Source organism: Paenibacillus alginolyticus DSM 5050 = NBRC 15375 (assembly GCF_000422905.1).
In the GTDB taxonomy this organism is placed as follows: domain Bacteria; phylum Bacillota; class Bacilli; order Paenibacillales; family NBRC-103111; genus Paenibacillus_E; species Paenibacillus_E alginolyticus.
This window is the reverse complement of the sequence record NZ_AUGY01000066.1, coordinates 26638-48013: the sequence shown is the minus strand read 5'-3', so window position 1 is coordinate 48013 and position 21376 is coordinate 26638. Positions and strand designations below refer to the sequence as shown.

At 43.5% G+C, this 21376-nt stretch carries 26 protein-coding genes; 20 read left to right on the top strand and 6 right to left on the bottom strand.

All coding sequences use genetic code 11. The features are described 5' to 3' along the window. Positions 1-254: 254 nt before the first annotated feature. The 10 genes from G519_RS47820 to G519_RS0125910 all read left to right on the top strand — a co-directional run bounded on the left by G519_RS47820 (position 255) and on the right by G519_RS0125910 (position 8958). Entirely contained in the window at positions 255-944 is a 690-nt protein-coding gene (locus G519_RS47820) for a transposase (protein WP_051253687.1), read from the top strand. 89 nt (positions 945-1033) lie between these two features. After that, on the top strand, positions 1034-1282 hold the full coding sequence (gene yidD / locus G519_RS49285; RefSeq protein WP_082562511.1) for a membrane protein insertion efficiency factor YidD: 249 nt from the start codon (positions 1034-1036) through the stop codon (positions 1280-1282). Between the two features lie 370 nt (positions 1283-1652). Next, complete coding sequence (gene metG / locus G519_RS0125945; protein ID WP_029197182.1) at positions 1653-3650, top strand: methionine--tRNA ligase; 1998 nt, start codon at positions 1653-1655, stop codon at positions 3648-3650. Between the two features lie 112 nt (positions 3651-3762). Next, complete coding sequence (locus G519_RS0125940) at positions 3763-4065, top strand: helix-turn-helix domain-containing protein (RefSeq protein WP_029197181.1); 303 nt, start codon at positions 3763-3765, stop codon at positions 4063-4065. Further along, complete coding sequence (locus tag G519_RS0125935; protein ID WP_084160342.1) at positions 4035-4928, top strand: IS3 family transposase; 894 nt, start codon at positions 4035-4037, stop codon at positions 4926-4928. The genes G519_RS0125940 and G519_RS0125935 overlap by 31 nt, the downstream gene beginning before the upstream one ends. A 125-nt stretch (positions 4929-5053) precedes the next feature. After that, positions 5054-5482 (top strand): hypothetical protein, encoded by a 429-nt coding sequence (locus tag G519_RS0125930; RefSeq protein ID WP_029197179.1) that lies wholly within the window; start codon positions 5054-5056, stop codon positions 5480-5482. Positions 5483-5646: 164 nt separating this feature from the next. Further along, positions 5647-6567, top strand: coding sequence for a metal ABC transporter substrate-binding protein (locus G519_RS0125925; protein ID WP_029197178.1), 921 nt, complete (start codon positions 5647-5649; stop codon positions 6565-6567). Positions 6568-6608: 41 nt separating this feature from the next. Continuing rightward, on the top strand, positions 6609-7388 hold the full coding sequence (locus G519_RS0125920; RefSeq protein ID WP_029197177.1) for a metal ABC transporter ATP-binding protein: 780 nt from the start codon (positions 6609-6611) through the stop codon (positions 7386-7388). 54 nt (positions 7389-7442) lie between these two features. After that, on the top strand, positions 7443-8243 hold the full coding sequence (locus tag G519_RS0125915; RefSeq protein ID WP_029197176.1) for a metal ABC transporter permease: 801 nt from the start codon (positions 7443-7445) through the stop codon (positions 8241-8243). Position 8244: 1 nt separating this feature from the next. After that, positions 8245-8958, top strand: a complete 714-nt coding sequence (locus G519_RS0125910; protein ID WP_029197175.1) for a cytochrome c biogenesis CcdA family protein — start codon at positions 8245-8247, stop codon at positions 8956-8958. Here the strand turns inward: G519_RS0125910 and splB are convergent, their stop codons facing one another. Next, positions 8959-10020, bottom strand: coding sequence for a spore photoproduct lyase (gene splB / locus G519_RS0125905; protein WP_029197174.1), 1062 nt, complete (start codon positions 10018-10020; stop codon positions 8959-8961). A gap of 163 nt (positions 10021-10183) precedes the next feature. Here splB and mntR point away from each other — a divergent pair, with 163 nt between their 5' ends. Together mntR and G519_RS0125895 are read left to right on the top strand one after the other, a co-directional pair. Beyond that, positions 10184-10609: a transcriptional regulator MntR gene (gene mntR, locus G519_RS0125900; protein ID WP_029197173.1), complete on the top strand. Its 426-nt coding sequence runs from the start codon at positions 10184-10186 to the stop codon at positions 10607-10609. 113 nt (positions 10610-10722) lie between these two features. After that, positions 10723-11682, top strand: a complete 960-nt coding sequence (locus G519_RS0125895; RefSeq protein ID WP_029197172.1) for a patatin-like phospholipase family protein — start codon at positions 10723-10725, stop codon at positions 11680-11682. Positions 11683-11697: 15 nt separating this feature from the next. On the opposite strand, the gene G519_RS0125890 is transcribed toward G519_RS0125895, so the two are convergent. Together G519_RS0125890 and G519_RS0125885 are read right to left on the bottom strand one after the other, a co-directional pair. Continuing rightward, on the bottom strand, positions 11698-11955 hold the full coding sequence (locus tag G519_RS0125890) for a hypothetical protein (RefSeq protein WP_029197171.1): 258 nt from the start codon (positions 11953-11955) through the stop codon (positions 11698-11700). After that, positions 11952-12845, bottom strand: coding sequence for a DUF1385 domain-containing protein (locus G519_RS0125885; protein WP_051253689.1), 894 nt, complete (start codon positions 12843-12845; stop codon positions 11952-11954). The genes G519_RS0125890 and G519_RS0125885 overlap by 4 nt, the downstream gene beginning before the upstream one ends. Positions 12846-13046: 201 nt before the next feature. On the opposite strand from G519_RS0125885, the gene G519_RS0125880 reads away from it, so the two are divergent. The 5 genes from G519_RS0125880 to G519_RS0125860 all read left to right on the top strand — a co-directional run bounded on the left by G519_RS0125880 (position 13047) and on the right by G519_RS0125860 (position 17114). Next, positions 13047-13538 (top strand): YqhR family membrane protein, encoded by a 492-nt coding sequence (locus G519_RS0125880; protein ID WP_036633762.1) that lies wholly within the window; start codon positions 13047-13049, stop codon positions 13536-13538. Between the two features lie 79 nt (positions 13539-13617). Next, complete coding sequence (gene aroQ / locus G519_RS0125875) at positions 13618-14049, top strand: type II 3-dehydroquinate dehydratase (protein WP_029197168.1); 432 nt, start codon at positions 13618-13620, stop codon at positions 14047-14049. Between the two features lie 18 nt (positions 14050-14067). Continuing rightward, positions 14068-15141: a M24 family metallopeptidase gene (locus G519_RS0125870; RefSeq protein ID WP_029197167.1), complete on the top strand. Its 1074-nt coding sequence runs from the start codon at positions 14068-14070 to the stop codon at positions 15139-15141. A 15-nt stretch (positions 15142-15156) separates the two neighbouring features. Next, positions 15157-15720, top strand: a complete 564-nt coding sequence (gene efp / locus G519_RS0125865; RefSeq protein ID WP_029197166.1) for an elongation factor P — start codon at positions 15157-15159, stop codon at positions 15718-15720. Positions 15721-15857: 137 nt separating this feature from the next. Continuing rightward, on the top strand, positions 15858-17114 hold the full coding sequence (locus G519_RS0125860; protein WP_029197165.1) for an aspartate kinase: 1257 nt from the start codon (positions 15858-15860) through the stop codon (positions 17112-17114). 8 nt (positions 17115-17122) lie between these two features. On the opposite strand, the gene G519_RS0125855 is transcribed toward G519_RS0125860, so the two are convergent. The 3 genes from G519_RS0125855 to comA all read right to left on the bottom strand — a co-directional run bounded on the left by G519_RS0125855 (position 17123) and on the right by comA (position 19190). After that, entirely contained in the window at positions 17123-17587 is a 465-nt protein-coding gene (locus G519_RS0125855; protein WP_029197164.1) for a DUF441 domain-containing protein, read from the bottom strand. A 76-nt stretch (positions 17588-17663) separates the two neighbouring features. Continuing rightward, positions 17664-18383 carry a 2-phosphosulfolactate phosphatase gene (locus G519_RS0125850; RefSeq protein ID WP_029197163.1) on the bottom strand — a complete coding sequence of 240 codons (720 nt, stop codon included), beginning with the start codon at positions 18381-18383 and terminating at the stop codon, positions 17664-17666. A 3-nt stretch (positions 18384-18386) separates the two neighbouring features. Then, the gene (gene comA, locus G519_RS0125845; protein ID WP_029197162.1) at positions 18387-19190 is read right to left on the bottom strand and encodes a phosphosulfolactate synthase; all 804 of its coding nucleotides are present in this window, start codon (positions 19188-19190) and stop codon (positions 18387-18389) included. Between the two features lie 335 nt (positions 19191-19525). On the opposite strand from comA, the gene G519_RS0125840 reads away from it, so the two are divergent. From G519_RS0125840 to spoIIIAB, 3 genes are all read left to right on the top strand, one after another. After that, on the top strand, positions 19526-19789 hold the full coding sequence (locus G519_RS0125840) for a YqhV family protein (protein WP_029197161.1): 264 nt from the start codon (positions 19526-19528) through the stop codon (positions 19787-19789). Between the two features lie 72 nt (positions 19790-19861). After that, entirely contained in the window at positions 19862-20845 is a 984-nt protein-coding gene (gene spoIIIAA / locus G519_RS0125835) for a stage III sporulation protein AA (protein WP_029197160.1), read from the top strand. Between the two features lie 6 nt (positions 20846-20851). Beyond that, positions 20852-21370, top strand: coding sequence for a stage III sporulation protein SpoIIIAB (spoIIIAB, locus tag G519_RS0125830; RefSeq protein WP_029197159.1), 519 nt, complete (start codon positions 20852-20854; stop codon positions 21368-21370). Positions 21371-21376: the final 6 nt, after the last annotated feature.

Sequence of the window (21376 nt, the reverse complement as noted above, 5' to 3'; positions counted from 1 at the left end):
GGGGCGGCTCTCTCTACTAACATAGTGGCTCTAATAGATTAACGTGGTGGCTCTCACTCATTAACTCGATGGCTCTATGGCACCGAAATATTCATATTAGTTACAGCTTGCTAGCTAAAACCGGTATCTTTTGTAGATATAGCAGAATTCAACTTTTTACAGAGAGAGTTCTTTTAAAGAAATACTTTACATGAGAACATTTGTTTGGTATTATAAAATTAAGAACAAATGTTCGAATTGAGGGGGTTGAGGATATGGAACTGCAAATTACCGATGTGCAATCTCATACGTTTCGATCAGAAGAGGAATGTGAGAATTTCTTAATGAAGTTGCGCTGGTCTAATGGGTTTTGCTGTCCTCGCTGTGACCACAATGAAGCTTTTAAAATCCGTACACGTAGATTATTAGAGTGTAAGGAATGCAGAATGCAGGTCTCTATAACTGCTGGGACGATCATGCATAAATCCAAGCTCTCATTACTCCACTGGTTCCGTGCCATCCAACTGCTATTGCAAGAAGGCAAAGAGTATACTGCGAGTTCTTTATCACATATCCTAGAAATTAATTATAGAAGTGCTCAATTGTTGCTTCAGAAAATTCATTATGCAAATTTGGTTAAAGAGAATAGACTTAATGTATTCCAAAAATTAAGAGAATCAACAACTATAACTCCATTATTTAATGATCAGGACTCAATTGAAGAAAAACCTCAAACCAATTTAAGTCAAAACTCCCCTAACGAGTGGAATTTACGCTCTTACCTAGAATCCAAAATAAATAGACTCAATTCCAAATTGATGATACGGAGTATTTTACCTAAGGAGCACCAAATATATTTACGTAATATGAATAGATCTGGGTATACGTTTAATAAATGGATTAAGACGTTTGTATCGGTGTATTTTTATCCTACTTTTCTAAAGTGTTTTCAACTCTCTGCTTAGCTCAATGGCATGAATTGACTCATTCTTTATTTTCAGGCATGATGGGAGGACAGCATGTTTGAAAACAATGGAGCAGGAGAGTGGCTCAGTTGAAAAAGACTTTACAAGTACCTATTCATTTCTATCGGAAGTTTATTTCTCCGTTGAAGCCGCCAACTTGCCGATTCTATCCTACTTGTTCGCAATATGCTCTAGAAGCAATTGAAGTTCACGGTGCGTTGAAGGGATCGTGGTTGTCGGTGAAACGGATTTGTAAATGCCATCCATTTCATCCGGGTGGTGTGGATCATGTGCCGGCACGTGCGGAAAATTTATCTCATAACGATCAGTCTGCTTGACAGGCGGCTCATATTTTCGATATATTTGCCTTAAGTTGTAAATAATATGGTTTCGATGAACGGATAAGTACAAACGGAGGCCTATAAACAGAGAGCCGGGTTAGGTGAAAGCCGGTATAGGAGTAGGTTTGGAATATGGTCCCGGAGAATAGGCTTTCGAGCTGCTCAGATTGCATTTGTGAAGCAAATGGCAAAATGGGAGTAAGCTGGCCTCGTGTCCCAGCGTTAATGGGCAAGTCGTAATCGACTTACTGAGCCCCGAGCTTGTGAAAGGCGGGGGAACCTGGGTGGTACCGCGTGAGTTCAGCTCTCGTCCCAAGATGGATGAGGGCTTTTTGTGTTTTCTACTATTTGCTAGGAGGAACGAATGATGTCAACCCAATCGAAAACATTTTACATTACAACACCAATTTATTACCCGAGTGATAAGCTGCATATTGGTCACGCTTATTCCACGGTAGCTGGTGATGCTATGGCGCGCTACAAGCGACTGCGCGGCTTTGATGTCAGGTATTTAACAGGTACGGATGAACATGGTCAGAAGATTGAGCGTAAGGCTCAAGAGAAAGGAACAACGCCTCAGCATTTTGTTGATGATATTGTTACAGGAATCAAAGAGCTTTGGTCGAAGCTGGATATCTCATATGATGATTTTATTCGAACAACCGAAGATCGTCATAAAGATGCCGTTGGTAAAATTTTTCAAAGGTTACTGGATCAAGGAGACATTTATTTAGGCGAGTATGAGGGCTGGTATTGTATTCCCGATGAATCTTTTTTTCCGGAAAGCAAGCTGGTAGATGGGAAGTGTCCAGATTGTGGGCGTCCTGTGGAGAAAATGAAGGAGCAAACTTATTTCTTCCGGATGAGCAAGTATGCCGATCGCTTAGTGCAGTATTATGAGGAAAATCCAGATTTCATCCACCCAGAATCTCGTAAAAACGAAATGCTGAATAACTTCATTAAACCAGGTCTTGAGGATTTGGCTGTATCTAGAACGACGTTTGACTGGGGAATCAAAGTTCCTGGGGATCCGAAACACGTTATTTATGTCTGGATCGATGCGCTTTCCAACTACATTACTGCGCTTGGCTATGGCTCAGAAGATGAAAGTAAATTTAAGAAATATTGGCCTGCGGATGTTCATTTAATGAGTAAGGAGATTGTACGATTCCACACGATTTATTGGCCAATTATGCTGATGGCTCTTGACTTACCTTTGCCGAAAAAGGTGTTTGCGCACGGCTGGTTGCTCATGAAGGACGGCAAAATGTCTAAGTCCAAAGGGAATGTAGTCGATCCGGTTACTTTGATCGACCGTTATGGATTAGATGCGCTGCGTTACTATCTCATGCGCGAAGTGCCTTTTGGGGCCGATGGAACATTTACGCCGGAAAGTTTTGTTGAGCGAGTCAATCATGATCTCGCCAATGATCTCGGGAATCTGTTGAACCGTACGATCGTGATGATCGATAAGTACTTTGCAGGCAAGATTCCCGCATATGTTGCGGGGGCTACCGAATATGACGAAAGTCTCATAGAGACTGTTGGTTCTACGGTAGCGAAGTACGAGGAAGCAATGGAAAAAATGGAGTTTTCCATTGCGCTATCTGCCGTGTGGCAGCTTATCAGCCGCACGAACAAATATATCGACGAGACGCAGCCGTGGTCGATGGTGAAGGATGAAGCCAAGCGAGAGACACTTGGCTCCGTGATGTATGTGCTGGCTGAATCCCAGCGCATTTCATCTGTGCTGCTGCGTCCGTTTTTGACCAAGACGCCGCAATTGATTTGGCAGCAGCTAGGCTTAGCTGTAGAAGACCTGCCACGTTTGACAGCGTGGGAGAGCGTGCAGACCTTCGGTCATCTCCCTGCCGGCACAAAGGTGCAGAAGGGGGAGCCAATGTTTCCTCGGCTGGACGTGGAGGCAGAAGTCGCCTACATCGTCGAGGCCATGGGTGGCGGCGCTGCAGTTAACGCCGACGAATCGACAACGGCAGCGCCTGCGGCCGCTGCCAACGCAGTGCCCGCGCCAGAGGCAAAGGACGAAATCGCGATTGACGATTTTGCCAAAGTGGAGCTGCGCGTAGCACAGGTGTTATCGGCCGAGCCTGTGAAAGGCGCCGATAAGCTTCTCAAGCTGCAGCTCGACCTCGGATACGAGCAGCGCCAGGTTGTATCAGGCATTGCGAAGTTTTACTCGCCAGATGAGCTTGCTGGACGCAAAGTGATTTGCGTAACGAATTTAAAGCCCGTCAAGCTGCGCGGCGAACTGTCACAAGGTATGATTCTCGCTGCTTCACATGGCGACCAGCTGACACTTGCTACTGTCCCTGAATCAATGCCAAACGGAGCAATTGTTAAATAATAGGAATCAAACGAATAAACACCTCATCCCTTATTTTGAAGTGCACCCCTTAGAATAGACATTGGAAAAACCCTATGGGTATCCGATGATATTCTAGGGGGTGCATTTTATTATGCCAGCAAAGAAAGGACAAAAGTTTAAGCATTATCCTGAGTCTCTTAAGTTGGAAGCAATTCGGTTACATGTTGATTTGGGGTGGAGTTACAGTAAGATCACAAATCACTTGGCAGTACATGATAGGGATCGAGTTAAAGTCTGGATGAGAATGTATCGTGAAAAGGGAGCAACAGTATTCGAGGATAGACGTGGAGATCCCCATCGGACTAAAACGGAGCAAGAGCGTGAACTACGTCGTCTGTACTTGGAGGTAGACGTCCTAAAAAAGTGGTTACAAATCTTGAATCGGGAGGGCTGAAAAGCAAGCATAATGTCGTAGACGAACTGAAGGATAAGCAAGGTATAAAGGGACTATGTGCATACCTGGGGATAAGCAGAAGTGGTTACTATGCCTATCTAAAGCGCAAAGTGAACAATCCAGATGAAGATCTAAAGCTCAAAATCAAAGCCATTTACGAACAACGTAACAAGACTGTAGGATACCGTCGTGTACAGGATGAGCTATACCGCCAATACAGCCTTGTCGTCAATCACAAGAAGGTTCTGCGATTAATGCAGGAGCTGGGCATTAAAGCGATCATACGTCGTAAATACGTCCATAGAACGAGCTACGAAGCGGCTGTATCGGATGGCAGAATCGCAGAGAATACTTTACAAAGAAATTTCAAGGCGGATAAGCCGAATCAAAAATGGGTTACGGATGTTACACAATATCGCGTGTTCGATGAGAAGATTTACTTATCAGCTATCAAGGATCTGTGGAACAATGAAATCGTTGGGTATCACATTAGTCGTCACAATGACAATCCGTTGGTCTTAGAGACGTTTAGAAAGGCTTTTGACAAACATAAAGACGTGACTGGATTGATCGTTCACAGCGATCAAGGAAGCCAGTACACGTCTCATGCCTACCACGACATGCTGCCACAGGTTGGCGCCCAAATCAGCATGTCACGCCGAGGCAATTGTTATGACAACGCCTCAATGGAGAGCTTCTTCTCTCACCTGAAAGTCGAAGCACTCTACCTATATGATATACGATCGATCGATGAGGCACAAAGACGAATTGAGGAATACATCCGTTTTTACAACGAAGATAGGGCGCAACGAAAACTAAACAAGCTGACTCCTGTTGAATACAGGAATCAGCTTGTAGCCTAGGTGTTTTAACAATGTCTACTATATGGGGTCTTGACCATTTTTCCGGGGTGGGGTGTTTCTGTTTGTATGGGTGATTTTAAAGTGAGTGGGGCATGATAAAGGAAACTAACCACGGAGTGAGGCATATGAATGTTCGGTTTCTAGTGAAATTGATGTGTATGACAGGAATGGTTATTCTTATATCGGCTTGTTCGATTTTCGGTGGCGACTCGGCTAAGAAGAAGGAGGATGCCAAAAAAGATCAATCGAAATCTAATGCTCAGAGTACGACGGGGAAAGGGAGTATCATTGATCAAGAGTTGAAAAAGCAATACCAGATCTATAATGAGATTCTCCAATATAAGATTGAACAGGATCAAAAACTTATTAAACAATCAGAAGAACGTTATAAGAAATTAAAAGCGGAAAGTGAGAAACCATCTGATTCTAAGTCAGGCGGGGATTCAAGTAAAAAGGACTCAGGTGGAAAGACAAGTGAAGAATCAGACGGGTCAAAAGATGGGAGTTCAGATAGTTCGAAAAACTCAGATGATAGTGGAGATCAATCGAAATAACCTTCACGAACGAATTACTTGCAACAGATGGGGCCATGCTGTGAATTCTACAGCTGGCTATTTTGTTTTTTACGCTTCGATGTATTGACTTCAATTAAGTGGACTCGTATAATCAATTCGTTAATAAAAATTATTACGATTTAGAAATGGGTGGGTTGATTATAATGGTAAGAAATAAGAGAGTTCTTTACATAGTATTGTTGGCTATTTTAACTGTTGTCATGGCTGGTTGTGGAAATACGTCAAGTTCGAAAGCAAAGATGGTCCAAGGTAAAGTCAATGTGGTAACCAGTTTTTATCCTCTTTATGAATTTACCCGCAATATTGGCGGAGAGTATGTGAATGCGATCAATTTGGTCCCAGCTGGCGTAGAGCCGCATGATTGGTCGCCAAAGAGCAAAGATATCAAAAATATGACCCAAGCTCAGGTGTTTGTGTATCAAGGAGCAGGATTTGAAGGCTGGGTGCAGGACTTCCTCGGTAGTTTGTCAGCAGACTCCACTTTAAAGGTAGTTGAGGCCAGTAAAGGGGCAGATTTAATTAAAACGACAGAAAATAAAGAGGAATATGATCCACATGCATGGTTAAGCCCGTTAAATGCTGTGAAAATGGCTAATAATATTAAAATGGCATTGATTGAAGCGGATCCTGCTCATAAGGATGCTTTTGAGCAAAATTATGCGAAATATGCAGCGAAATTAACAGATTTGGATGCACGGTACAAAAAAGAAATTGCTCGTACCTCGAAGAAAGAAATTGCGGTTTCCCATCAAGCTTTTGCGTATTTATGTCGGGATTATGGTTTAACTCAAATGTCGATAATGGGATTATCGCCGGATGCTGAGCCGACGGCTCAGGATTTGAAAAAAATGAATGAGTTTTTGAAAGATCATGATTTGAAATATATTTTCTTTGAAGAATTGGTATCCGATAAATTAGCCAAAACGTTAGCCAAAGATGCTAAAGTGGACACGATGGTACTTAACCCACTTGAGGGATTAACGGACGAACAAATGAAAGCAGGCAAAGATTATATCTCAATTATGGACGATAATTTGAAAAACCTAGTAATTGCCTTACAATAAAGTAAGAGTAATTTCATTCTTAATGAGTGAGGAGCAAAAAGATGGAGAATAACAGTAAAAACTTTTGCCATCGGAGGATAGTATCTATTGATAGCCTTTCATTCTCCTATGATAATAAAAAAGTGATAGAAAAGCTTCATTTTGATGTTCTTGAACGAGATTTTGTGGGTGTTATTGGTTCCAATGGCGCGGGGAAAACCACACTGCTTAAAATGCTTGTCGGTCTGTTGAAACCAACAGAAGGGGAGATCAGACTGTTTGATCACCCGTTGAGCCAATTCAAAGATTGGGAACGTATTGGTTATGTTCCTCAAAAAAATGCGTTTAACCCTTTATTTCCAGCTACTGTCAGGGAAATCGTTTTATCTGGCATGTATAGCAAGAAGCGGGTCTATCGTCGGTTGACCAAAGCCGACATTCAAAAGGCTGAGGATGCGATGCTTGCCATGCGCATTGAGGATTTAGCTGACCGTCGCATCGGCCAGCTGTCGGGCGGACAGCAGCAGCGCGCTTTTCTCGCACGCGCGATTGTTAACAACCCTGAGCTGCTCATTCTTGATGAGCCGACGGTTGGCATCGATGCTGAAACGCAGGTCGGATTTTTTCGGATGATCCGCCATATGCACCAGCATCATCATATGACCTTCATCATGGTGTCCCATGATATGGACATGATGCAGTCATATCTAGGTACAGAGCCGCAACAGGTAAGTGGCGGCATTAAGTTTTATGTAAAGCATACTCATGATCCGGAGGATTGCCGTGAGACGAATTTGACACATTCCATCGGCCAGATTCGTGAGATGATCGGAGTTCAATAAAGAGGAGAGGCTTTGTTCTCCGAACAAAGTTCCCTACAATAGGAGCGGGCATTTTTGGACATATTTACGGAATACTTTTTTCAACGTGCATTATTAGGTGGCATACTGATTGGGCTTACAGCGCCTTTAATGGGCGTTTTTCTTGTCCTTCGACGGTTGTCTATGATTGGGGATACGCTTGCGCATGTTTCAATTGCAGGTGTTGCTCTTGGATTTCTGATTAACGTGTATCCTTTGGGTGTCGGCCTCGTGTTTGCTTTGCTTGCATCGTTTGCTATTGAACGCTTGCGCAAAGCCTATAAGACTTACGCCGAGCTTTCCATTGCCATTATTATGTCAGGCGGCGTTGCACTGGCTACTCTCCTTTTTACGATTGGCAAAGGCTTTAATATGAACGTAATGAGTTATTTATTCGGCAGTATATACACATTGGATTCAACGGATTTATGGGTTGTTTTTACGGTTTGTGTACTCGTGGTTGGCGTAATCGCGGCGCATTTCAAAGAGTTCTTCCTGATGTTCTTTGATGAAGATGCAGCGAGTGTAAGTGGACTTCCGCTTAAATATTATAATATGATGATTACAATGCTGACAGCTCTTGTGATTTCAGTCGCTATCAAAATTGTCGGAGCACTGCTCGTTTCCTCGTTATTAACTATACCGGTAGCGTGCAGTTTATTAATCGCTCGGAGCTTTAAACACTCGGTCTTTTTAGCGATTCTGTTCTCTGAAATTGCTGTTGTCATTGGATTAGTCGTAGCGGGTGTATGGGATCTTGCTCCAGGTGGAACGGTTGTACTCACACTCATAGCGATACTGATCGGGATCATTTTGAAAAGAGGATTGAGGATTTAATATGGATTCTGTAAATTTGTGGATTGCCTTGTGGGCAGGAATTGCTTCCTTCATATCACCTTGTTGTTTGCCCTTATATCCTTCTTATCTTTCTTACATAACGGGAATTTCAGTAAGTGAATTGAAATTAGGGGAATCTTCTTCGGCAGTTCGGCGTCAAACGATGCTTCATACATTAAGTTTTATCGTTGGGTTTTCGATCATTTTTTATGCGTTAGGCTTAACAGCGGGCTTCCTGGGCAATTTCTTCATCGATTATCGTGATTTGCTTCGTCAAATCGCAGCTTTATTAATTTTCATCATGGGATTGTTCCTACTCGGCATTTTTCAGCCTCAATGGTTAATGAAGGAACGTAAATTCAATATCAAATTTCGTCCTGCCGGTTATATTGGTTCTGTTCTTGTTGGAATGGGGTTTGCAGCAGGGTGGTCCCCTTGTGTTGGGCCGATTCTGTCCGCCATCCTTGCGCTTGCTACAACGGAACCTGGAACATGGTTTCAATTAACGACGGCCTATTCGCTTGGCTTTGCGATTCCATTTTTTGTATTATCTTTTTTTATTGGATCTACGAAATGGATACTGCGCTATTCAAGCCTGATAATGAAAATAGGAGGGGGCTTGATGATCGTCATTGCGGTTCTGCTCTATACAGGCAAAATGACGCAAATCACGCTTTGGCTAAACTCCATAACCCCCGATTGGTTAAAATTTTAGTTATGTGAAATATTCGATCTTCGCATCTGGGAATTTATCAAAGATTTGTTCTGTGATAAATTCCCTTAGTGCGTTTGCTTGTTCATCTTTGTATACGTATTTCCCTTTTCCGTATTTTCCCCATTTGTACTTTCGCTTTTCTTCGTCCATTTCTAGTTTCGTTTTTGGATATCTTTTTTCGATGATATTTTTGGCTGTTTTTGTGAAACGATGCTGTATCAATTCAAATGTTAAGTCTTTCGTTGCTTCAACAGGCAGTTCCTTATAAAGTTGTTCTAGCAAAGAGGTATAGCCTTCTTCCCATCCTTCGTGCCAAATGATTGGCGCAATAATAAAACCAAGTGGATAGCCTGAGTGGGCTACTTTGCCTGCTGCTTCGATGCGTTCTTGGAACTTGGAAGTGCCAGGCTCAAAGTTTTTAATGACGTAATCCGCATTCACGCTAAATCGAAACCGGGTATGTTTGTTATGTTTGGCATCTAACAATGGTTCTACATGATGGTATTTAGTTACAAAACGCAGACGACCATATTTCTGCTGACCCATAAATTCAATTAACTGTTTTAATGAGCCTGAGATATGCTCCAGACCGACTGGGTCAGAGGTACATGCGGCTTCAAAGCGGGTGATTTCCGGCTCTCGCTCCTTGATGTACTGTTTAGCGGCTCCAAGGATATCGTCCATATTCACATAGATACGTATATAAGGCTTGGCTCCCATTGTCGTTTGGAGATAACAGTAATGGCAATGTCCCATGCAGCCTGTAGCAATTGGAATTGCATATTCCGCAGAAGGTTTAGAAGTTTCAAACTTGAGCGTTTTTCGAATGCCAACGACAAGGGTGCGTTTTGCAATTCGATACTTTTCGAGTTCCGAATCACCTGGTAAGTCACGAATTTGATTATGAGAGGTCGTCATATGAATCTCTAAGCCTTGCTGTTTGGCCCATTCATATATGTGTTGCCCCTTAGGATAATTCATCGCGTCAGGTTCAAAATAAACAAGCTCCGGCAGGAAAATAGCTGAGCTTGGCACGGGTCTAGAGAATAATTCCGTAGACATGATAAGCTCCTTTCACCATGATCTGTTTGTAACTTTGTTATTCAATAGTGTGCCAACGACATAACTTAATTAATCATGGGAGATTTGACCGCATCTGGGTTGATGCATTATGATAGTTAAGCAGTAGGCAGGAAATAAAGGAAAAGCAGGGGGAAATAAAGCAATGGCAACGCCAAGCATGGAAGACTATTTGGAGAGAATATACAAGCTTATTGACGAGAAAGGTTACGCTCGTGTCTCCGACATTGCTGAAGGGCTTGAGGTTCACCCCTCTTCTGTAACTAAAATGATTCAAAAGCTGGATAAAGATAATTACTTGATCTATGAAAAATATCGCGGACTCATGTTAACTCCTAAAGGGAAGAAAATGGGAAAGCGTTTAGTGGAGCGTCATCAACTTCTAGAAAATTTCTTAACGACTATTGGTGTCCAAGAGGACAATATATATAAGGATGTAGAAGGAATCGAGCATCATTTAAGCTGGGATTCCATTACTTGTATTGAAACGTTATTAGAATATTTTCGAAGAGAACCGAACCGGATGGATGATTTAATGAATGTTCGCAAAGAATTAGAAGCTGAAAGCTAGGCAGAGACCGCTATTCGCGGTGCTCTGTCTTTTTTTTATGGGTATATAAACAAACTGCCTCCGCATACATAACTATGGAAGCCCTGTAGTCGATATAGTAGGAGGGGTGCGATTTGAAGATCAATGGAGTATTTGAAGGTGGAGGCGTAAAGGGGATTGCGCTGGCTGGCGGTGTGAGCGCGGCGATGAAGCAGGGGCATGTCTTCAATGAAGTCGCAGGTACAAGCTCAGGGGCAATCGTAGCCGCTCTTTTGGCCGCAGGTTATACGGGAGAAGACATGAAAGAAATGATCCTGAGATCGCCTTTCAGATCGTTTATGCAGCGTTCTCCCATTTTTAATACGAAAATTATTGGTCCAGCCGCGCGGCTGGTTCTCAAGAAAGGATTGTACTCCGGAGCGGCGCTTGAGGATTGGGTCAGTCAACAATTGGCAGCCAAAGGAATTCGTACATTTGGTGACTTGAGACACAATCAGCTGCGTGTTATAGCATCAGATATTACTCAAGGTAAGCTTTTGATATTACCTGATGATATCGCGCAGTATGGGATCGATCCTCGCAAATTCTCTATTGCCAAAGCCGTTCGCATGAGCACTAGCATTCCTTATTTCTTCGATCCAGTCATGATTCGGCGCAAATTAAAAAGCTCTGCAAAGGCAGCGCCTTTCGCAGAGCAATTTTATTATATTGTAGATGGCGGCTTGTTGAGCAACTATCCACTTTGGGTGTTCGACCAGGAAACGGATCGTGAAGATATCATCCCTGTTATTGGTTTCCAGTTAGTCGGTAAAAGCGATATATCCACACATAAAATTAAAGGACCGATAACCATGCTGGAAGCCTTATTTGGAACAATGCTTAGTGCTCATGACGAGCGCTACATTGAGCAAAAGAACCGATTCCGTACAGTCAAAATCCCTACTTTAGGTGTTGGAAATACACAGTTTAACTTATCGAAGGAACTTAGTATGTCTTTATACGATTCAGGCTTTCAAGCTTCCAATGATTACTTCAACAATTGGTCCGCTGAGACATATGAACAGAATTATGACAAGTTAGTATTGCGACGCTAATAACGCCTGGTGATATTAATGATATTTGGGGAAATCATCCGAATCAGAATCTTTACTCCCGTTGATAACACGGAACTTGGCGTTTTTCCTTTTCCCTTTGGCAGGCCCCCGACCCGTCGAAATCTTTCTCCAACGAGAAGGCGGGAATTTGTATAGAAGAAAAATAATCCCTAACACGAGAATAGGAATGAATAAAGTTCGCAAACTTACCAGCAAACCAATCGCAATCAAAATCGCAATAGCGACCTCGATCGGGGAAAATTTTCTTCTCATGCCCGTCCCTCCAAAATTCGTTGTTCTGCTTCACGCATGCGGTTGAAAGAAGCAATCGACACCTCAACTTGACTATCTTCAGGTTCCTTAGTTGTAAGCAATTGAAGCCATAGTCCAGGATAGCCTAAGTAACGAAGGACTGGAACTTCACGGAGTGAATTTGTAAATCGTAATACCTCGTAAGAAACACCGATGACAACAGGCAGCAATATTAGACGCTGCACGATGCGTTCAACATATCCGTCATAGTGAAGGAAGGAGTAAATGACGACCCCGATCAATACAGTGAAAACGATGAAACTGCTGCCACAACGATAGTGGAGTGTGTTGAATTTCTGTACGTTACTGACTGTAAGCTCTACGCCAGCCTCATAAGCACTAATGACCTTGTGCTCTGCGCCGTGATATTGAAACAATCTGCGGATCATAGGTGTCAAAGATATGAAATAAATATATCCGACAAGTAAAATAATCTTAATAACACCTTCTATAAGATTATGAAGAAATTGATTGCTAAATACATTTTGAAACAAAAACTGTTCAATGACAGCGGGAACTAATGTGAATACGAATTTCCCGAATAGAAACGAAATCACACCCACAACAGCTACCCCAAGAATCATCGAAATATTAGAAAAGAAGCCGGGTTTTTCCTCTTTCTTGGCGCTGTCTGCATCCTCACCTTCTTGTTCAGCGAAGGATTCAGCCGAGAAATTCAAATGCTGAGCGCCTTTAGCGCTTGATTCTATGATTCCCACAATACCGCGAATGAACGGAATTTTCTTGAGTGTTTGGACCCAAGGGATCACTTTCTTCGGTACTTCTAAATAATCAAGGGAACCGTCTTTTTTGCGCACAGCGGTTACATGCACATTTTTTCCTGCGAACATGACGCCTTCAATGACGGCTTGTCCTCCGTATATACTGTTTTGTTCTGCCACAAGATCCACCTTCTTATCTTTCTCAAATTCAATTATTTGTACTTTCTTATTGTAACGGATTCGTAGATTGAATGCTACCGATAGCGGTAGAACATACTATCCTTACCTAAGGAAAGACAAGTAACATCTGCAGAGAAAGGAAGACAATGGATGGTGAGTGATAAAAAGGAAGGGGAACTCCTGACAAATCGTTGGCTGTTTGTCATTTACATCGGTTTTTTCGCGGGGTTCATTTGGGGAGCAATTAAAATTGTTGAGTACTATTTAAAGTTCACTAAGATTACAATCGGTTTTCTTGTGGAGCCTTTTTTTAAACATGATTTTCTGCAAACTTGGCAAGGAACGCTGATTGGTTGGGGGTTCTTCACCGTATTTTCAATCATTGCCGCATTCATCTATATGGTCATAATGTGGAAACTGCAGGGGCCATGGTGGGGGCTCGGGTATGGAGCTTTATGGTGGGCAGTGATCTATCTACTTTTAGGACCTTTATCGGGGATGACCTATTGGATTCAGGATCTGGACATAGATACAGTTCTTAGTGATTTTTGTTTGTTCCTTCTCTGGGGGATGTTTATTGGTTATTCCATTTCGATTGAATACACAGATGCAAGAACAAGACGACCTATACACAAGACATGAAAGTTATGGTAAAATATCAAAGGTTAAATAGGCTTGTAGCGCCCATTTTTCAATGAAAATGCTTGGGAGTGATTTCCTGTTGAAAAAGGTTCTAGTCATTAATGGTCCGAACTTAAATATGCTCGGCGTACGTGAACCTGGTGTATACGGAACGCTTTCGCTTTCAACGATTATTCAAGGTTTGAATGAATTAGCCGAGACGCTGTCGATCGAGCTTGAGAGCTTTCAATCGAATCATGAAGGCGATATTATTGATAAAATTCATGAAGCGTTTGGCACAAAAGATGGTATTGTGATCAACCCAGGTGCTTTCACGCATTATAGTTATGCTATTCGCGATGCACTTTCCTCGGTTCAATTGCCAACTGTAGAGGTTCACATTTCGAATATTCATAAGCGCGAAGAGTTTCGTCATCATTCGGTTACAGCACCTGTCGTTATCGGTCAAATCTGTGGATTCGGTGCACAAAGCTATGAACTTGGTTTAAGAGCATTATTACCCCATCTGTAAGAAAGAATGGTGATCTGAGTGCAGGAGAAACGTATTGAACGTCTTCGCAAGGTTATGCAACAGCAAGATTTACCGGCTATACTCATCACGAACGCATACAACCGTACATATGTATCTGGTTTCACTGGTTCTTCTGGTTATGTTCTTATTACGTTAGACCGTGCCTTATTGTTAACTGATTTTCGTTATATGACGCAAGCTCCTCAGCAAGCAAAGCTATTTGAAGTTGTTGAGCATAAAGCAAAAGCAATCGAAACAGTGAAGGAACTCTTGCAGCAGCAAGGGATTACGAAGCTTGGCTTCGAGCAAGTGGATGTCTCCTACGGCGATTTCCTAAGCTACCAAGAAGGATTAGCGGGTATCGAATTGGTGCCTACTTCACGCGTTATTGAGTTGATTCGAATGGTTAAAGATGAGGCTGAATTGCAGATTATGCAGGAAGCTGCTGATCTGGCTGATCAAACATTCACACACATCCTGTCTTATATCAAGCCAGGCGTGCAAGAGAAGGACATTGCACTTGAGATTGAAATGTTTATCCGCAAAAATGGCGGGACTTCAACGTCGTTTGAAACCATCGTTGCTTCTGGTGAACGCTCTGCGCTGCCTCATGGTAAAGCGAGCGATCGCGTGCTACAATTAAACGAATTTGTCAAATTGGATTTTGGAGCGTATTATAAAGGGTATTGCTCTGACATTACTAGAACGGTTATGCTAGGTAAGCCGACAGACAAACATAAAGAAATTTATGACATTGTTCTAGAGGCCCAATTAAATTGTTTAGCTAACCTCAAACCGGGTATCACTGGCAGAGAAGGCGATGCTTACGCACGAGACGTGATTGTGAAGCATGGCTATGGCGATTACTTCGGTCACGGTACCGGACATGGTTTAGGCATGGAGGTACATGAAAATCCACGCTTGTCGAAAACCGAGGATATGATTTTAACACCTGGTATGGTGGTTACGGTTGAACCTGGTATTTATCTCCCCAACTTTGGCGGAGTTCGAATTGAGGATGACGCAGTAATTACTGACACCGGCATTAAAATACTTACACATTCTACCAAAGATTTTCTTATTATTGACTAGCGGAGGGATTCACAAGTGATATCAGTTAATGATTTCAAAACAGGTCTTACAATTGTAGTTGAGCACGACATTTTTACAGTTCTTGATTTCCAACACGTTAAACCAGGTAAAGGCGCGGCATTCGTACGTTCCAAGCTAAAAAACCTGCGAAACGGGAATACCGTTGAACGTACATTCCGTGCTGGCGAGAACGTTGGACGAGCGCACATCGAAAACCGTGAAATGCAATACTTGTACGCAGCTGGCGACGAGTACACATTCATGGATACAGAGACGTATGATCAGATTTCCCTTTCCCACGAACAATTGAAATGGGAATTGAACTTTCTGAAAGAAAACATGAACATCAAAATCATGAGCTATCAAGGTGAAATTCTTGGGATTAACCTTCCGAAGAGCGTTGACTTGAAAGTTATCGAAACCGATGCAAGCGTTAAAGGAAACACAGCTCAAGGTGCTTTGAAAAATGCGAAAGTGGAAACAGGTCTTAATGTGATGGTGCCACTTTTCATCAACGAAGGCGATGTTCTTTCCGTTGATACAGATGATGGAAAATACCTTTCCCGCGCGAGCAACTAATGACTAAAGCCTTTCAGACTCTTTTGAGTCCAAAAGGCTTTTTTTTCATTTCACGTGGATCTCTTACCACAGCAAGGCGTTTATATGCTATAATATTGAATTGTTATGCTACTTGATGCGTTGGGAGTGGGTCAGCTTTGTCTCTAATAGTGATGAAATTTGGCGGAAGCTCTGTTGGTGATGCAGAGCGAATGAAGCGTGTTGCAAAAAGAATCGTAGAGCGAAAACAAGCAGGACATAGCTGCGTTGTTGTCGTTTCGGCGATGGGAGATACAACGGATGATTTGATCGACCTGTCTAAGCAAATTTACGATGGAGCCCCTCCGGCTCGTGAAATGGATATGCTGTTAACGACAGGAGAGCAGGTATCGGTAGCTCTCTTATCGATGGCGATACATAATTTGGGTGAGCTGGCCGTTTCTTATACCGGTTGGCAAAGTGGTATCTTTACGGAACCGATTCATGGTAAGGCGAGAATTACGGATATTCAGCCGCATCGTGTTTTGAACGCACTAGAACAAGGCAATGTTGTCATCGTAGCCGGCTTCCAAGGGATGACCGAAGCGGGTGAGATTACCACACTTGGCCGCGGCGGGTCGGATACAACGGCTGTAGCGCTTGCTGCTGCTATTAAAGCGGACCTATGTGAGATATATACCGATGTAGATGGGATTTATTCGACAGATCCGCGCATCGTGAAGGTAGCGAGAAAGCTAAATGAGATTTCCTACGATGAGATGTTGGAGCTTGCTAATTTAGGGGCTGCTGTTCTGCATCCAAGAGCTGTAGAATATGCCAAAAATTATAACGTTACCTTAGTGGTGCGTTCCAGCTTTACTTACAATGAAGGTACCAACGTGAAGGAGGAAGCAGTGATGGAGCAAGGAATCGTCGTTCGAGGCATCGCTTATGATAAGAATGTGGCAAGAATTAGTATTCTGGGTGTTCCTGAGAAACCAGGACAGCTGGCGAAAGTATTTATTGCGCTTGCCGAAGAGCAAATTGATGTCGACATCATCGTCCAAAGCGGTGTGATCAACGGTTCGGCTGATTTCTCTTTCACAACAACCCTTGCCGATCGTGAAAAAGCATTGACTGTCATCGAAGAAATTCGCCGTGAAATTGGATATCGTGAAGTGACTTCTGAAGTGAACCTCGTGAAAGTGTCCATTGTTGGCGCTGGTATGGTAAGTACACCTGGCGTTGCTGCGACGATGTTCAAAGTGATTTCTGACCTGGGTATCTCTATTTCCTTAGTTAGCACATCCGAGATAAAAATGTCGTGTGTTGTTGACAACACGAACTTAACCGAAGTCATCCGTGCTCTGCACACGGCGTACGGCTTGGACACAATGGAGCAAGCGTTTGTTGGTGGACCAGAAGATCGCAGATAACCGAAATTTTAGCCGATTTTATCCGAAATAAAATAAGCTAGCTTTAATAAAAAAGCCGTTATTCCGGCTGCCATTAAAGGGCCAACCGGAATGCCGCGCATAAATATAATGCCGAATATAGAACCAATCACAAGACCCACAATTAATTGTGGGTCTATTTTTAGCAGTTCCAACCCTTTTCCATTCATATAAGTAGCAATAGCTCCGCCAAGTAGTGCGACGATACCTGGCCAAGTAGTGAATACCGATAGGATATCCTTCATGGATATGCGTTCGCTGGCAAAGGGTACAAGGACCCCAATTGTTAAAAACAGCAGCCCAAGTTCCAATCCTCTGCGCTCCATTGTGGGGAAATAACGATCTAAACCAATAAGTTTGATTGCAAGTAAGATGCAAGCCGCGGTCGTAATTATTGGTGATCGGCCAATAAGTCCAATAATAATGAGAATAACTAAGAGCAAATCGCCATTCATAATCAAAACCCCTTATCCTCATAACTTCTATCTTAGTTTATGAGAAGGGCTTGTATTTAGAACGCAGGCGAGTCTGTCAGTGGTGAAGCAGTACCATCTGATCTTGTTCCAGTATGGGAACATGATCTGTGGAATTCGGTTTTGCACAAAAAAACAAATCGGCCTGGAAACCAGACTTATACATTTTCTTTCCATTACTGCAGCTTAATATAGTTTCATACAACTTATCCCTCGATTGCAGATAACACCCTCGCATGGCCATGCCGAAATCATTGACTGCTATATGTTTATCACCGAGCAGAATTGACAATTCTTCGAGAATAAGACCTGCGCAAAGCCCATCTTCCAAAGAGAAAACATCTTGGGTGCCTGCACACAAAATAACGGTGTCCCGTTTGAAATCGACCGCAGCCCTCGCACAGGCTCTGCTATTCAATAGAGCTCCCGCTAGCACGTGATCGGCTCTCATCGCTTTCTGAATGCCTCTTGTTCCATTCGTGGTTGTGAGAATAATTCGTTTGTCTTGGACGGCAGCTTTTGAGTATTCCAGTGGCGAATTACCGAAATCGAAACCAGGAATCTTTTTGCAAAAACGCTCGCCACCAAGCAAATCACCCTCTCGGAATAACTCCTTGGCTTTCAGAACCGTTTCCACAGGAACAATGGCTTTGCAACCGTTCATCAGTGCGGTGATGATCGTGCTAGTTGCACGTAAAACATCAACGACAATGACGGTTTTATGAAGAAACTCGTCACTTCTAGCTTCGCCGATGTTGGCGACTACCTCGATATGCATATTTTAATCCTTTCTGGTACCCAACGACAACGTATCGGAACGGAGTCCTCTCCGTAATGCTTCCAACGCAATCAACTCATCCGGTGGAATATTACCTAAGTGGATGTTTGGGCCTAGCATGTTAATTAAATGTACCTGCTGACTTTTGAGCGGAGCTTCCCATAAGAGCAGTTCTCCGGGGATTGCGGAAAGTACTCTTTGCAGCTCGTCGTCTTTGCATTTCCCGTTCTGATCAAAAATGCCGACGCCCATACCCGATTCCCGGGCTTCAATGGTAACCATTTTTGCCCCGAGTTCCGTGTCGATCAAGACGGTTTCAATTAATTCCTCCAACTCAATGGAGGATCCCCAGCCTTTCTTGCCATATTCGGTAATGACCTCAAAACCCTCTTCCAATCCTCTGGAAATAAGCTCATTTCGTAGTCTGCGCTCCATCTCAATCGTCCCGTCCGAAATTTCCACACCATTAAAACCAAGCGCGATAAGCATGTCAAAAAAAGAACTTACAGCATTTTGTCTGATAGCGACTTCCAGAAAGGTACCGCCTGGATAAATACAGATGCCGTTTTCTTTTGCAGAGTAAATTTTACTTCTAAGTACGGGTAACGGGTAAAGCGGCGAGGTACCGAAGCCAATTTTGATCATATCGAGATGGCTGCTTGACGTGCTGAGCAGGTCTTGAAAAGCGTTCAATCCTAATCCTTTATCCATCACCATCGTTTTGCCCAGCGTTCTTGGTTTAGCCTGCCTTTGTCCTGTGGGGTCGGCTAGAACGGGGTTCCATTTCAAATGAGAGGTCACTTCCATCGGTAATTCTCCTCACTGTCCTTTGAAGGTTCAATTCTGTGTTCAGCATATGCATCTTCACAAATGGAGGTGCCCAGCATGCCTAAAATCAGACGAGCTTGCATAAGGTAGGGTAAAAAGCTTTGACCCTATCCTTTGCGTTCTGTCGAATGAATGGTCGCTCCGCGAATTTATAAAAACCTCCAGGACTCCATTGTAAAGCTGTTCCTTTTATTGGAATAAGTTGGTAGGAACAGCTTTACAAAAGTCGTTCTTCCGGCCTTTTATAAATCCGCTCCACTAAATATTCGACGACACATAGAGCTCAAACATTTTTACGAGGAGGAGTAGAAGAAATGAACAAAATTGTCCTAACGATGGCTTCGCTGAGGATGATGTCGGGGAGTATCGAAATTATTGCTGCGATCTTGATGCTGAGGCTCGCGACGGTGGAGAAAGCGCTGCTGGTGAACTCGGGTTTGGCTCTAGTAGGTCCTCTAGTATTACTAGCAACAACGACGATTGGATTGGTAGGGATCGCAGAGAAACTATCAATGGGTAAGATGCTTTGGGTGATTGCAGGTGTTAGCTGTCTGTTTATAGGCATTTTAAAAAAGTAATCGGTCATATTTCTTTCTATTAAGCATAGAAATGAGTATAGAAGACTGGACAACTTGGAGGGATGTCTCCCTATGCTCGATTCGATTATGTACTTGCTGCCTCAAACTTTCCGATTTCTCTTAGCCGCACTGCCGCCAGACGTACAAGCTAGTGTTGAAGAAATCAGGGTGAGAGAGTCACGGCCCCTTGAGATTAGCTGGGGGGATCGTTATACCTTTGTAGGTGAACGGGGGGAGATGGTGACTCAGGAAACGAAGGCATACAAGCCTTCACGGCAGGACTGTCTGACGCTGCTAGAGATGCTCACGAATCATTCCTTGTATACCTTCGAGGAAGAGCTGCGCAGAGGCTATATCACGATTGCTGGCGGTCATCGAGTAGGACTAGCAGGGCGAACTGTTTTGGATCAGGGACATGTCAAGCAAATACGGGATGTGAGTTCTTTTAACATCAGGATTGCCCGTGAGATTCAAGGGGTTGGCCAAGAGGTCTTACCACAGCTATTCGATCCTTTGCTTAGAAGCATCCATCATACGCTTATCATTTCACCGCCGCAGCATGGGAAAACAACGTTGATCCGCGATCTGGCTAGATTGATTAGCCGGGGAGACTGGGGGGCGAATAACGTCTCGGCGTCTGGTAAGAAAGTGGGAGTAGTGGATGAACGATCGGAACTGGCTGCCTGTGTTAAAGGTGTACCCAGATTCGATCTGGGGCCACGGACTGACGTCATGGATGGTTGTCCGAAGGCGGAAGGCATGATGATGATGATCAGGTCGTTATCACCGGATGTCCTGATTGTGGATGAGATTGGGCGTCCAGAAGATGCGAACGCCATCCATGAGGCTGTACACACCGGGATTCGCGTCGTAGCCACTGCGCATGGCGCTGATTATGAGGATGTACGCAGGAGGCCGGTTCTGAAGCAGCTGTTGGATGAGGGGGTATTCACAAGATATGTCATCCTGCATAGAAGAAAAGGTGCACCAGCTTCCTATCGCATCTTGGATTATCAGGGCAAGTCCTTGGAGCTCTATCCTGTGCGTAAAGGATGATGTTAGATGCTGAAATTTGTCGGTGGGGTTCTTATTATCGGTGCTGCCACATTGTTTGGCTTCCTCAAGGCTGCGCACTATGTAAGGCGTCCCAAGCAAATCCGTACCCTTATCAGCGCGTTAGGGAGAATGGAAACGGAAATTATGTACGCACTCACACCGCTGCCTGAAGCTTTTGCCTCACTGAGCAAGCAGGTCGCAGAACCGCTTTCTTCCTTATTTCGATTAACTTCAGAACGGTTATTGAAGAGTGACGGTAAATCCACCCGTGAGATTTGGCAATGGAGTGTCAATGATGTATGGACAAGAACTTCGATGAAGCAAGCGGAACAAGAAGTGGTGCTGCAGTTGGGAGCCGTTCTTGGACTCACAGATCGAAGTGATCAAATCAAACATTTACGGCTCGCAATTAGCCAACTTCAAACGGAAGAAAACGAGTCTAGGGAAGAGCAGCGGCGCTATGAGAAGATGTGGAAAAGCCTCGGTGTCTTAATCGGAGCATTGATCGTGATATTGATGTATTAAGGGTAG

Excerpts from the sequence above, each read along its gene's own strand:
- G519_RS47820 (WP_051253687.1), top strand. The coding sequence starts at position 255 with ATGGAACTGCAAATTACCGATGTGCAATCTCATACGTTTCGATCAGAA.
- G519_RS0125910 (WP_029197175.1), top strand. The coding sequence starts at position 8,245 with ATGGATTCTGTAAATTTGTGGATTGCCTTGTGGGCAGGAATTGCTTCC.
- G519_RS0125940 (WP_029197181.1), top strand. The coding sequence starts at position 3,763 with ATGCCAGCAAAGAAAGGACAAAAGTTTAAGCATTATCCTGAGTCTCTT.
- G519_RS0125850 (WP_029197163.1), bottom strand. The coding sequence starts at position 18,383 with ATGCATATCGAGGTAGTCGCCAACATCGGCGAAGCTAGAAGTGACGAG.
- spoIIIAB (WP_029197159.1), top strand. The coding sequence starts at position 20,852 with ATGCTGAAATTTGTCGGTGGGGTTCTTATTATCGGTGCTGCCACATTG.
- G519_RS0125840 (WP_029197161.1), top strand. The coding sequence starts at position 19,526 with ATGAACAAAATTGTCCTAACGATGGCTTCGCTGAGGATGATGTCGGGG.
- G519_RS0125880 (WP_036633762.1), top strand. The coding sequence starts at position 13,047 with ATGGTGAGTGATAAAAAGGAAGGGGAACTCCTGACAAATCGTTGGCTG.
- comA (WP_029197162.1), bottom strand. The coding sequence starts at position 19,190 with ATGGAAGTGACCTCTCATTTGAAATGGAACCCCGTTCTAGCCGACCCC.
- G519_RS0125855 (WP_029197164.1), bottom strand. The coding sequence starts at position 17,587 with ATGAATGGCGATTTGCTCTTAGTTATTCTCATTATTATTGGACTTATT.
- G519_RS0125925 (WP_029197178.1), top strand. The coding sequence starts at position 5,647 with ATGGTAAGAAATAAGAGAGTTCTTTACATAGTATTGTTGGCTATTTTA.
- G519_RS0125885 (WP_051253689.1), bottom strand. The coding sequence starts at position 12,845 with ATGTTCGCAGGAAAAAATGTGCATGTAACCGCTGTGCGCAAAAAAGAC.
- G519_RS0125890 (WP_029197171.1), bottom strand. The coding sequence starts at position 11,955 with ATGAGAAGAAAATTTTCCCCGATCGAGGTCGCTATTGCGATTTTGATT.
- G519_RS0125920 (WP_029197177.1), top strand. The coding sequence starts at position 6,609 with ATGGAGAATAACAGTAAAAACTTTTGCCATCGGAGGATAGTATCTATT.
- G519_RS0125930 (WP_029197179.1), top strand. The coding sequence starts at position 5,054 with ATGAATGTTCGGTTTCTAGTGAAATTGATGTGTATGACAGGAATGGTT.
- splB (WP_029197174.1), bottom strand. The coding sequence starts at position 10,020 with ATGTCTACGGAATTATTCTCTAGACCCGTGCCAAGCTCAGCTATTTTC.
- spoIIIAA (WP_029197160.1), top strand. The coding sequence starts at position 19,862 with ATGCTCGATTCGATTATGTACTTGCTGCCTCAAACTTTCCGATTTCTC.
- mntR (WP_029197173.1), top strand. The coding sequence starts at position 10,184 with ATGGCAACGCCAAGCATGGAAGACTATTTGGAGAGAATATACAAGCTT.
- metG (WP_029197182.1), top strand. The coding sequence starts at position 1,653 with ATGTCAACCCAATCGAAAACATTTTACATTACAACACCAATTTATTAC.